Raw genomic sequence first — 13,524 nt, 5'->3', positions numbered from 1 at the left:
ATTACTAGTCCCACGTCAGGATCGTAAATGCTGTTTCTATTCTGTTTTCAAGGCTTCTACCGGATTTGCTTTTGCTGCTTTTATAGTTTGAGCACTCATGGTAAGCAAGGCGATCAGCATTGAGAAAATGCCTGAACCAATGAAAAACCAAAGATTAAGCTCAATTCGATAGGCGAAGGACTCTAGCCAGAATTTCATCAGGAAGTAGCTCACTGGGAGAGATATGAAAATAGCAATTCCAACCATTTTTGAGAAATCGCTGGTTAGAAGTATCACTAGTCGATACTCACTGGAACCCAGCACTTTTCTGATGCCAATTTCCTTTTGTCTCCTTTCAGAAGTGAATGCAACAAGTCCAAACAGTCCAAGACATGAAATAAGAATCGCTACTGCACCAAAGGATTTGGAAAGGCTTGCGATTTGCTGCTCTGCATGATACAGTGCGTTATACTCCTGATCAAAGAATTTGAAGTTGAAGGTCAGACCCGGATTGCGATCTCGATAAAGCTTCTCAATTCGATCAATGGTTTCCAATTCATTTCCTGATTGTATTCTGACAACAATTGTAGACAATGGCCCATCAAGCTGAAAGAAACATGGGCTGATTTCTTCGTGTAGTGATTTGAAATGAAAGTTTTTCACTACTCCAATTATTTCTCTGTTTCGACCCCAGAGGTTAACGATTTTGCCTATCGGATCTTCCAGCCCCATTGCTTCAATTGCCTTTTCATTAAAAAGAATTTTAGAACTTTCATCGCCGAACTCACGAGAAAACGTTCGACCTTCAACGAGTTCCAGTCCAAAGGTTTCAATCAGACCATAGCCTACTTCAAGGTTATTAAACTGAATATACTCGTCTTCTCCTTTTCCTTCCCATCTGATGCCAGATGTACCACCACTACCTCCCAGAAAGTCATGACCAAACATGGCAGCATTGATTACACCGGTTTCCTTTTTTAAATCACTGATAAAAGAGGTTGCACTTTTTTGCAACTCTCCATCTATGTTGAAGTAGATCACATGGTCTTTTTTGAAACCAAGATTTTTATTTTGAATGAAGTTGATCTGTGAGGAGATCACTGCAACAGAGGTAATTAGTAAAATGGAGATCGAGAATTGAAAAATTACCAATCCTCTACGGGCCCATAGATCACTTATTGAACCTGTTACTTTTCCTCTGAAAATTTTGATGGGATCAAAACCCGATAGGTATAGCGCTGGATAGCTGCCAGAAAGAAGGGCTGTGATGGTTCCAATTGATAAAATAGAGAAAGCTAAACCGCTATTCCAGCCTATTTCGAGTGCTTTTCCGGTGAGCGTATTAAAAGCAGGAAGTATCAGCAAGACAATTGCACTAGCAACTACAATCGCAATAGAAGTCATCAAAAATGCCTCAATGTAATACTGAGAAATGAGTGAACCTCTTTTTGCACCCATTGCCTTCTTCACGCCTATTTCTTTCAACCTTCTGGAAGCTCTGGCTGTGGAGAGATTCATGAAATTGATGCAGGCGATCAAAAGTACTAAACCGGCTATGATGGAGAATAACTTAACATACTGAATTCGTCCTCCGATGGGCACACCATTTTCATACTTTCCATTGAGATATCTATCAGAATATTTCTGGATAAAGTGCGTATGCCGATAGCCTTCTTCTTTGGTTGCAACGAATTTTTCTACTTTCTGTGAAAGTGTAGCAATATCTGTATTCTCTTTTAAAATTAAATAGGTCTCTGGGTCACTATTTTCCCACTTTAGGACATGTGGGTGTCTTTCCAGAAAAAGGTCCAGACTTAATATCACATCAAATTTTTTGCTTGAATTCCTTGGAAGGTTTCTGAAGACACCTGATACTATGAAGGACTGAGGCTCATCCTCTTCTAAGATTTTTACAGTTTCACCCGTAGGGTCTACGTCAGAGCCGAATAGTTTTTCAGAAAAAACTTGAGAGATGACTATCTGATCTTTAGTTTTTAGTACTTCAGAAGCTTTTCCAAATAAGAGAGGGTAAGAGAATACATTAAAGAAGTCCTTACTGGCATACTGATCTAGTATTTTCAACTTCTTATTTTCATGTTGAATAATTCTATCGGACCCATACGATCCAACGGGGACAACAGAAGCTGCCATTTCTACTTCAGGCATCTCCTCAACTAGTGCCTGACCAAGAAGTGCTTGCGTATATTCTATGGTCATTACACCGTCGGGGTTGTTGATGTTCTGCATTACCTGATACAGTTGATCATCGTTCTCATGAAATGTGTCCATAGACAGTTCATCATTGATCCATAGATAAATGAGAAAGACAGACGCGAGCCCACTAGACAGACCAACTAAGTTGATAAGAAAAGAAGTTTTGAAGCGTTTGAAACTTCTTAGGGCGAGCTTTAAGTTGTGTTTAAACATACCGTAGTTAGTTAATCTGTATGTGCCATGTGCTGGCTTGATAATGTCTTTTCTGAAAAGTAGGATTACATCTTTTATGAATAACCTATCTGCTTTTTGTTTTCCAAACTCCTTCACCCGCTCTTCGTACAGTTCCGTTAGGTCACCTTCCACAGGTTTTTGCAAGCCTGGATGGCAAAACCATCGGAAGAAACGGAGGAAAAATTTTGGAGGGTGGTTATTCATCTTTCAATGATTTAACAGGATTTGCTGTAGCCGCTTGAATGGTTTTACTGCTTACAGTAATACCGGCAATTATAAGGGCGATGAACCCTGCAAGAGCAAAATACCACCACTCCAGATTGATTCGATAGGCAAAGCTTTCGAGCCAGCGATGGCCAACTATGTAACTTATAGGAACAGCAATGATAGAAGCTATGATCACCATTTTAGCAAAATCCAAGGACAGTGATAAAACAATTCTACTGGCCTTTGCTCCAAGTACTTTGCGTATCCCAATCTCTTTCGTTTTCCTTTCCACTACATAAGATGCCAGTCCGAATAGCCCAAGTGAGCTAATGAAAATAGCGAGGAAGGTGAATATGCTTGAGAGATTGCCAACCTGGGAGATAGAAGCAAATTTTTCTCCGTGAAGGCTTGAAATAAATTCAAAACCGAACGGGACATTGGGCATAATTTTTTGAAAAACTTCCTCAACTCTGGCAATAGACTCAGCTGTTGGTTGATTTTCAGCAAGCTTGATTTGCATCCACTCTGTTTCCTCCATATTCATGGTATAAATCGCTGGTTCTATTTGTTGGAAAGGTGACTCAAGGATTAGGTTATCAACAACACCTATGATTTTATGTGGGCCATCGTACCATGCTAAACTTTTGCCTACAGGATCTGTTAGACCTATGAAATCTGCTGCAGCTTGGTTGATGACATATGCTTTTTCATCCGATTTTTGATTTTTAAAATCTCGTCCTGAACGAATGTTCCAACCTACAGTTTTACCAAACTCGTGAGTGACATATGAGAAGACAAAATTTACTTTCAAGTCCGGATCTTTTCCTTCCCAGCTAAACCCACCTGTTGAGCTATTTAGCTCCGTCAAGGGACTTGATGATTGTGACATAGAAATTACTGCACCAGTTTTCAGCAATTCATCCTGAATGACATGATGTTTGTTCCTAAATGCTTCTGGCGAAGAACGTACAGATAAAAGGTTTTTAGCATCGTATCCAATCGGCCGATTTTTGCTATGATTTATTTGCTGATACACAATGAAAGTTCCAGCAATCAATGTAATACTGACAGCAAACTGTCCAACAACCAATATCCTACGAAAGACAGCAGAAGCTCTTCCTGTTTTGAATGTACCTTTCAGCACTTTTACAGGTCTAAAACCTGATAGATAAAAAGCTGGGTAGCTAGCTGATACAAGACTTGTAAAAGCAATAAAAAGAGCAGCGGATAGCCAAAAAAATGATTGTGAAAATGGGAAATTCATTTGCTTGCCTGATAGCATATTGAAGTATGGCAGGACAATGTTTACCAAGAACACAGATATGACAAAGGATAGAGAGACAATCAAAAAAGACTCTATCAGGAATTGGCCGATTAGCTGCGAACGAAGCGATCCCAATGACTTTCTGATGCCAACTTCTTTGGCTCTTTTTTCAGCTTGAGCAGTACTCAAGTTCATAAAGTTGATGCATGCCAGAAACAATATAAAAACAGCAATTACGCCAAAAAGCCAAACATATAGAATTGCACCCCCTGTTTGCTCTCCATTTTCCCAGTTGGACCTCAAGTGCCAGTCGTCCATTGGGTGGAGGAATACGATGGGATTGTTCTGTTTATCTCTATCACTAGAATTATTGTAGATCAATTTTTCGATCTTCTTATTAGCAGACTGCCATGAGGCGTTATCTTGAAGCTGAACAAAAACTTGACAAAAATTACTATCCCATCTCCTGTTCTTTATAGCGCGTTGAATCCAATCTTGGGTAGAGGCATAACCTTCGAAATTTCCAATAAATGATAGTCCATGAAAGGAAGATTGTGAGGGTAAATCTTTATAAACTCCAGTGATGTTCATTGTGACTTCTCCATCTATGATTAGCTGTTTTCCGATGACATCTTCTGAATCAAAAAGGGAATTGGCGGCTTGAACAGATACCATTACACTAAATTTTTCAGAAAGCGATTCATGCGAACCTGCCTTCATATCCAGATCCAAGAGCTTTGGAGCATTGGCACTCATGTAATTGCCAATCAGATTAAGCTGTTTGTCTTTTGTATCAACAAGAGATGACCCTTGCCATGCTGCTACAGTTACATTTTTAAGGTCATCTCTGTAATTATCATCTAGCTCATCCACAATTGGAATTGGCAATGCAAAACGTACCTGCGTGTCTCCGTTTAGGGTACGTTTTTTCAGCACTTTTGCAGTTCGCTGGTGCTCTTTATGATTATGATTGAAACTGAGTTCGTCTGTGATCCAAAGACTTATTAAAATGACCACTGTCATGGCGATCGATAGGCCACCAATGTTGATGAATCCGTGAGATTTATTTCGAATGAGGTTTCTGTATCCGACTTTGAAATAATTTTTAAACATACCGTAGTTATTTAATCTGTAAGTGCCATCTGTTGGCTTAATAATATCTTTTCTGAAAAGGAGCAATACATCTTTGATGAATTGTCGATCCGCTTTCTTTTTTCCCAATTCCTTTACCCGCTCCTGATAGAGTTCCATGAGGTCGCCTTCCACGGGTTTCTGCAATCGAGGATGGCAAAACCACCGGAAGAAGCGGAGGAAATATTTGGGTGGTTGGCTATTCATCTTTTAGAATTTCAGCAGGATCTGATAATGCTATTTTGATCGATTGGGCGCTTATGGTAAGACAAGCGATGATTACTGCTATAATGCCAGATAGTGCAAAGACCCACCACTGGATGGCGATGTGATAGGAAAAATCTTCCAGCCACTCCTCTACAGCCATCCATGCTAAGGGGATGGCAATCAGAAATCCTAAGCCAACCAGTTTTAGAAAATCCAATGATACCAGTGATACAATGCTGGATATGGAAGCACCTAAAACTTTTCTTATTCCGACCTCTTTCACTCTCAAGTGAATGGTGTAGGTGGCTAGCCCGAAGAGGCCAAGAGAGGCAATGACAATGGCCAGTAGCGTAAAGAAGTTGAAGATCTTGCTTTGACTGATGTCTTCAGCGTACAGTTGGTCATACCGATCTGACAGCAGCCTCGCATCGAAAGGGTAAGAAGAATAGGGTTTGATTGTTTCTTCGAGGTAAGCAATGGTTTCTTGAAGATTTTCTGGTTTTATCTCTAGTGAGATATATCTAAAAGACCTGGCACTCCTTCGTTCGATAAACATCGGTTCAATTTCCATATGCATCGAGTGCATGTGAAAGTCTTTGATTACTCCAATAACCTCTCGATACTTTAGGTCCCAGTCTTCTGTAAAACGCTTGCCGACAGCCTCATTTGGAGTCCAGCCCATCGCTTTGGCTGTGGTTTCATTGATGATGCACAGGTTTAGTGAATCGTTCAATTCCCTCGAAAAACCTCTACCTGCAAGTAACTCTATGTCGTAGAGATCCAGGAAATCGTAACCAGCTCGCATTTGATAGATGTGTAAATCGTCGTTGGGATCTCCTCCCTGATCATCATTGACCACAGTACCCTGACGTAGGTTTATTGGCAGATTTTGCGAACCTGCGACGGCCAGTATGTTAGGATGATTGAGCCATTGACTTTTAAGTACTTCAAAGTTGTCGGTGACTTCACGACTTCTATTTCGTAGGGTAAGAATGTTTTCTTTTTGGAACCCCAAATCTTTATCCTGAATGAACTGAAACTGCTGATTAGCCTCTATGGCGCAGATGATCATGGCAATTGAAACCGCATACTGGCCGACAATCAACCATTTTTGAAGACGACTTTTGGTTAAGCCTTTGGTCTTGCCTTTTAGCGCGTTAATAGGCTGAAGTCGAGAGGTCAAAAAAGCGGGGTAATAGCCTGAAAGAATTCCTAAAAAGAATACAAGTCCCAAGAGGTATGGGGCTGCAGTCACTAGCGCCTCCATCTCCAGTTGAAGAGGCCTTTCCAAAAGTTCTCCAAAAATGGGTAGCGATACAGAGGTGATAAGAAGTGCAACAATCATCGCGATAAACGTGAGGAAAGTGGACTCGAATAAGAATTGGAAGATCAACTGTCCTCTCCCCGCTCCAACCGTCTTTCTCAAGCCAACCTCCTTTGAGCGACTCATTGATCGTGCAACTGCCAGATTGGTATAGTTGACAAGGGCCAGAATGAGAATAAGCAAGACAATGGTTGAAAAGAGGAGGAGTTGTTTTTTGCTTCCCTTTCCTGCAAAATCAAAGTTGAATTCTGATTGCAAGTGAACGTCTTTGAGTGCTTCGAATCTGTACTGCTGAGGGTACAACTCAAGGTTAATCCAGTACTTTTCAAGCAACTTCGGCATCTTACTTTCGAGTAGTGAAAGATCACTTCCTTCGTTTAGGGTAAAGAAGGTGTTGTACCCGTTGCTTCTCCATTTTTCCCGATTCATGGACTCTTTGTACCAGTTCTCTCCCTCAGCATTCATGACAAACTCAAGAGGAAATGAGGTGTTCTTAGGTGGGTCTTTTATTACCCCTGTCACCTGATAGACCTGATCACCATGGATCAGTTGCTGACCCATTGCATTTTCGTGGTTAAAGATTTTCCTGGCCAAGGACTCTGTCAAAACCAGACTTGTAGGATCTTCCAATGCGGTTTGAGAATCTCCCGCTACGAAATCATGTGGAAACACATGGAAAAAGTGTTTGTCTGAAAAAATCCCGGACTCATAGTAAAGGTTATCTTCACTTTTCCCGATTAGCGTCTTGTACCAATCAAATACCGTAGCGCTATTGACTTCAGGACATTCGCTCTCTAGTGCGGAGGCAAGCTGTAGCGGAGTAATTGCATTTATGTTTTTTCCCAGAAAATCACTGCCTGTTGGGGAATTGTAGACGCGGTAGATCTTATCGTGATTCTCAAAATTACGATCGTAAGAAAATTCATACTGAATGAACGATAGAATGAGGAGTACGCAAGCAATACTAAGGGACAAGCCACCGATATTGATGGCTGCATATAGCTTCTGACGCGTTAAGCTTCGTATTGTGGTTTTGAAATAGTTCTTGAACATTCCGTAATTGGTTAATCTGTAAGTGCCTCCTGAGGGTCTGATGATGTCTTTTCTGAATAGGAGAAGCACATCTTTTCCAAAGAGGCGATTTGCCTTCTTCGGGCCTAGTTCTTTTACCCGCTCTTCATACAGTTCCATTAAATCACCCTCGATAGGTTTCTGCAATCGAGGGTGACAAAACCACCGGAAGAAGCGGAGGAAATATTTTGGCGGATGGTTATTCATTGGCCCTTAAGCTTTCGGTTACATTTACCTTGGCCGACTTTGCAGTTTGGATGGTAATGGTGAAAACTGCCAACAAAAAAACCAATGCTCCACCTGCTGCGAAGTAGATTGGTGTTAGTTCTATGCGATAGGCAAAATCATTCAGCCATATTTTCATTAAATAGTATGCGATAGGTAATGCAATGATGATGGCGATTGAAACAAGTGAAGTGAAATCACTTGAAAGAAGTCGTACAATTCCAGTATTACTAGATCCAAGTACTTTCCGGATGGCAATTTCTTTGAACCTTTGTTGTGTACTAAATGAAGTAAGAGCCAGTAGGCCTAGACAAGAAACGACTATAGCAATCGCTGCGAAATACTTTGATAACACTGTGATCCGCTCCTCTGCAGCATAAATCGCTTGGTAATCGTCATCTAAAAACGTGTACTCAAAAGGATATCCGTCATTATAATTTTGATAAATCTTTCTAATCCGCTCAATGGTTTCTTGCTCTGTACCTTCTTGTATTTTGATGACGAACTTTTCAGATTTTTCTGTAAGAGAAAAAATAAAAGGACGTATTTCTTCTTGAAACGATTGAAAATGAAAATTTTTAACAACGCCAATCACTTCTTTGGTGTTTGCATTTGTATTAAAATTTCCAATTTTTTGACCAATAGGCTCTGCCAATTGGGTCATCTGAATTGCGGCTTCATTAAAGAGGTATGCATCTCTGTCTGTAGGAAAATCTCTAGAAAAACTCCGCCCTTCTTTTATCTTGATACCAAGTAGTTCGATCAAATCATACCCGCCACGAATCTGATAAAACCGTAGGCTTTTGTCTTCAGCGCCCATGCCTTCCCACTTATATCCTTGTGAGAAACCCACTCTTCCTGGAAGGTCTCCACTCATGTGAGACGCCATGACCACTCCAGGGGTACTTCTGATCTCCGAGAAAAAAGCACTATGATCCTTTTTGAGATTGCCCTCGCGAGGAAATGTGATGATGTGATCTTTATTATAACCCAGATTGGAAGTCTGTATAAACTCTACTTGCTTATAGATGACAATAACTGAAACGATCAATATCACGGAGATGGAAAATTGAAAAACGACTAAGGCTTTGCGGATCAATAAGCCTTTCGAATCACCCTTTAGTTTTCCTTTTAATGCGAGAACAGGTTTAAACCCTGAAAGATGGAGAGCAGGGTAGCTACCTGAAATTAAACCAGTAAGTGATGTGATGCCAAGTACCCATCCTAACACATTTCCTGTAAGATTGAATGCAAGTTGCTTCCCAGTAATTTCATTGAATTGAGGAAGCAAGATGGCTACAATCGCAAGCGCCATTATTAATGATATGAATGACATAAAAAGGGATTCTCCGAAGTATTGGAAAATGAGTGATTTTCGTCCTGCTCCCATGGCTTTTTTTACTCCTATTTCCTTTATTCTTCTAGAGGCTTTCGCGGTAGAAAAATTCATATAGTTGATACATGCAATGGCCAGTAAGAAGATGGCTATAATGGAAAAGAGTTTGACATAGGTAATTCTTCCTTCTACAGGTACTCCCTGTTCATATTTTCCATAGAGGTATTTTTCTGCGTAGGGTTGTGCATACAAGATGTCCTCCCAATTTGGGGCTAACGTCTTTAAAAAGCTTTTGATTTTATCATTAAACTGAGCAAGGTCGACCCCTTCCTTCAATACCAAATGAGCTTGTGTGCCACCATTGTACCACTGCATGTAGTCGGCCTCACGGAAAAGGTCATAATGAAATAGAACGTCAGATTGATGAGAAGAATTTGAGATAGGGATAAATACACCCGTCACCATGTACGAACCCCCAAAATCTTCATCTTTCAACTCAATTATTTGTCCTATGGCTTCTTCAGTAGAGTCAAACAGACCTAGTGCCATTTCTTCCGATATCACAATATCGTTCTTGTCCGATAGTGCCTTGTATTTGTTGCCTTGAATAAAGTCTGCTGGAAATACATTGAAGTATCCATCCCCGATGAATTGATAGCTTGCTCTTACATTATTTTCACCTGTGGTGAGAACGCCTTGATAGCTTGCATGTGCTTTTACAGGAAAAGAGTAGTCAATTTCAGGAATTGCTTTAGGTAATGCTTCAAATAAAGGGTTGGGCGTAGACCCATTGGCATTGGTGTGATATGTACCCGATGTAGGGTAAGTATGTATCACCTGAACATGGCGATGGCTATCCTTCTCACTGAATCTGTCCATGTTCAACTCATCATTTACCCATAATAAAATCAATATAGCACTCGCTAAACCACTTGCTAGTCCTAGCAGGTTAATAAGGAATGTGTTTTTAAATCTTAGAAAGCTTCTAAAGGAGATAATTAAGTTATGTTTAAACATGCCGTAGTTATTTAGTCTGTAAGTGCCATCTGCTGGCTTTATAATACTTGGCCGGAAAAGCTGAAGTACATCTCTTCTAAATTTTTGATCTGCCTTCCTTTTTCCCATTTCTTTTAGTCGCTCATCGTAGAGTTCCATTAGGTCACCCTCGATCGGTTTTTGCAATCGTGGATGACAAAACCACCGGAAGAATCGGAGGAAATATTTGGGTGGTTGGTTATTCATTCTTTAAGGACTCTACTGGATTAACTAGTGCCGCTTTTATCGACTGACTGCTAATAGTGAGGAAGGCTATAAGGATAGCAAAAGCACCTCCAAGCCCAAATATCCACCAGCTTGGAGTGATCCTATAGGCAAAATTTTGCAACCAACCATTGATGAGGAACCATGAGATTGGAACTGCTAAAAGAAACCCGATGGTAACAAGAGATAAAAACTTCCTCCCGAAAATCCACACGATGTTTTGGATCGTGGCACCAAGGACTTTTCTGATACCAACCTCTTTTTGATTCTGAACTGCCTCAAAAGCTGCAAGTCCAAAAAGTCCTAAACCTGCGATAAGCATCGCTAGCAGAGCAAAGAACCCTAGTAACTGGCTTTGCCGCTGATCTTCTTTATAGATTTGGTCGAAATGATTATCCATGAATTGATAATCAAATGGATAGTTTGAATACTCTTCAGAGGTCTCCTGTAAGTATTGAAGAGTCTCGGCAATTTTTCCGGTGCTAATCTTTACTGATATGTATCGAAGCAGATCACGCTTGCCAATGACTAATGGTTCGATGGGCATATGCAAGCTGTGCATATGAAAGTCTGCAATAACTCCAATGATGTTTTTTTGATCTCCATCTCCGTTGATGTACTCTTGACCGATGGCGGATTCTGCGGTCCAACCTAGTGCTTTTGCTGCAGTTTCGTTGATTACAAAGTCTTTTTCATTGGAAGTAGGAAGGTCAGAGTCGAGAAAACGACCAGCGAGCAACTCAACTTCGAAAACATCCAAAAACTGATGATCGGTATATAGCCTATAGATGTTACCCCCAGTCCAATCAGCATTAAAAAAGGTGCTGGATTGTATATTAGTCGGGAAGCTACTTACCGAACTGACTGATTGAACATTGGAATAGTTTGAAAACCGTTCTTTAATCAGCTCGATATTCTCTCGCATCTCATTCCCTCTCACACGAACTACTACAATTTGGTCTTTACTGATTCCCAGCTCCTTTTCACTGATAAATCGCATTTGCTGATATACGATTAGCGTGCATATTAGCATGATGATTGAAATAGAATATTGACAAATGATCAGAAGTTTTTGCAGCTTCCCTCCAGATTTTCTTCTTCCCAACCTACCTTTTAAAACGTGAACAGGCTTTAAAGAGGACATAAATAAAGCCGGATAGCTACCTGAAATTATACCTAACATCACGACAGTAATGAATAGGAATGGTATGAGGTTTAATTCGTTAAGAAGACCTATTTCCATTTGGCGCTCTACCAAACTTCCGAAGATAGGGAGTGACAACTGAGTGATTCCCAATGCAATGAGAAAGGCTAATACAGAGAGAAAGATTGATTCAGTCAAAAATTGAAATACTAGCTGGTTTTTTCTAGCCCCAATAGCTTTTCTGAGTCCAACTTCTTTTGCTCTATTAATAGATCTTGCTACTGCAAGATTCATATAGTTGATTGCAGCTAATGAAAGGATGAGGACAGCAATCACTGAAAATAGGCTAAGTTGTTTTGCATTTCCCTTTGTCCCAAAGTCTTCATTGACACTATCTCTCAAATGAAATTTAGAGAAAGGATCTACGAAGTATTTGTTGGGAATTTCTTTGGAATACATCCACCGAACAGCAAGAAGATCGACTAGTTTTTTTTCAAATGCTACAGGATCTGCCGCTTCTTCAAATGTGAAAAAAGTATAGTAGGAATTACCATCCCACTTTTCTTTTATTCGTTCGCTTCTGTAGTATTCACTAGCTTGAATGCTAAGGATTGCAGAAAACTTAATTGAAGAATTCTTAGGTTGGTCTTTGATGATCCCCGTAACATAGGCTGGCCCTGCCCAAAACTTGATTTCTTTTCCGATAGGGTCTTCATCACCGAATAGTTTTTTGGCAAACGATTGTGTAAGAACGATACCCTCTGCTGTGTTCAATGCTGTCTTAGGATCACCAGCTATGAAAGTGTGTTTGAACACATTGAAGAAGTGCTCATCTGCCATTATAACTTGTTTAAAATGATGCTCATCCTTAGCCTCTAAAAGCGTGGAATAAGAGAGAATTGTGGTCGCATATCGTATTTCGGGATACTCAACCTCAATAGTGGATGCTAGTGCAGCAGGGGTTACTGCATATAAGTCGGTTCCTAATGAATGATTTCCTGGCTGCTGCTGATAGATATTATAAATATTATCTGCATTGGGATAGAATTTGTCAAAAGAACGTTCATATTGTACATAAATGAAGATCAAAAGAAACGATGCTATACCGATGGAAAGTCCTCCGATATTGATAACAGAGTAGAGTTTTTGACGCAACAGATTTCTTACTGTTACCTTAAAATAGTTCTTTAACATGCCGTAATTATTAAGTCTGTAAGTGCCATCTGCTGGCTTTATGATACTCGGTCGGAAAAGTTGAAGTACATCTAATTTGAACTTTCTATCAGCTTTCTTTTTTCCTATATCCTTTACTCTTTCTTCATAGAGTTCCATGAGGTCGCCTTCAATCGGTTTTTGTAGATCTGCGTGGCAAAACCATCGGAAAAAATGGAGAAATAGTTTGGGAGGATTATGCATTGTATACTTCAGAAAATTTTACTTCCAATGAAATGGAAGGAATGGCATCCCAAAGCGAGTTACGTGTCTCTTTGGTATACTGCATGGCTTGTTTACCTAAAGAGGTGATTTTAAAATATCGCTTTGGACGACCGGCTCTTTCCTGTGTGGCATCTTTGTCGTGTGACACCAGATAGTCTTTGTCTTCCAATCTTTTGAGGGCAGATTGTAGTGCTCCAACGCTTACATTTCTACCCAGTCTATTCTCGATTTCTTTTTTGATGGAAACTCCATATGCATTTTCATAAAGAATGGCTACCGTAAGCATGACCACTTCTTCAAACTCGCCTAATTGAAATTTTTTCATTTGTCTAAAAGTTGAAAATTAGCGATTTGCCACCCTTTTGATTATATCCGATTTGGTGTTCTCAATAATTGGGTTAAGCGGCACGCTTATAATTGATTCCTATTTGTAGTGTTTACGAATAAAGAGAATTTTGGTTATAAATTCCTATTTGTAGTAAAATTATTTT

General features: G+C 40.0%; 6 protein-coding genes. All 6 read right to left on the bottom strand.

Features of this window, described 5'->3' with window-relative positions:
- Positions 1 to 36: 36 nt before the first annotated feature.
- The 6 genes from ABJQ32_14350 to ABJQ32_14325 are packed head-to-tail and all read right to left on the bottom strand — an operon-like array spanning position 37 to position 13,358.
- Positions 37 to 2,631 (bottom strand): ABC transporter permease, encoded by a 2,595-nt coding sequence (locus ABJQ32_14350; protein ID MEP5290828.1) that lies wholly within the window; start codon positions 2,629 to 2,631, stop codon positions 37 to 39.
- Positions 2,624 to 5,236: an ABC transporter permease gene (locus ABJQ32_14345; protein MEP5290827.1), complete on the bottom strand. Its 2,613-nt coding sequence runs from the start codon at positions 5,234 to 5,236 to the stop codon at positions 2,624 to 2,626. The genes ABJQ32_14350 and ABJQ32_14345 overlap by 8 nt, the downstream gene beginning before the upstream one ends.
- On the bottom strand, positions 5,229 to 7,838 hold the full coding sequence (locus tag ABJQ32_14340; GenBank protein MEP5290826.1) for an ABC transporter permease: 2,610 nt from the start codon (positions 7,836 to 7,838) through the stop codon (positions 5,229 to 5,231). The genes ABJQ32_14345 and ABJQ32_14340 overlap by 8 nt, the downstream gene beginning before the upstream one ends.
- Positions 7,831 to 10,434 (bottom strand): FtsX-like permease family protein, encoded by a 2,604-nt coding sequence (locus ABJQ32_14335; GenBank protein ID MEP5290825.1) that lies wholly within the window; start codon positions 10,432 to 10,434, stop codon positions 7,831 to 7,833. The genes ABJQ32_14340 and ABJQ32_14335 overlap by 8 nt, the downstream gene beginning before the upstream one ends.
- Positions 10,427 to 13,012, bottom strand: coding sequence for an ABC transporter permease (locus tag ABJQ32_14330; protein MEP5290824.1), 2,586 nt, complete (start codon positions 13,010 to 13,012; stop codon positions 10,427 to 10,429). The genes ABJQ32_14335 and ABJQ32_14330 overlap by 8 nt, the downstream gene beginning before the upstream one ends.
- A complete protein-coding gene (locus tag ABJQ32_14325) occupies positions 13,005 to 13,358 on the bottom strand; it encodes a helix-turn-helix transcriptional regulator (protein ID MEP5290823.1) in 354 nt (117 codons plus the stop codon). The genes ABJQ32_14330 and ABJQ32_14325 overlap by 8 nt, the downstream gene beginning before the upstream one ends.
- Between the last annotated feature and the right edge of the window lie 166 nt (positions 13,359 to 13,524).

Origin of the sequence: Marinobacter alexandrii (assembly GCA_039984955.1) — a bacterium.
In the GTDB taxonomy this organism is placed as follows: Bacteria; Bacteroidota; Bacteroidia; order Cytophagales; family Cyclobacteriaceae; genus Ekhidna.
This window is presented reverse-complemented; position numbering and strand designations above follow the sequence as displayed.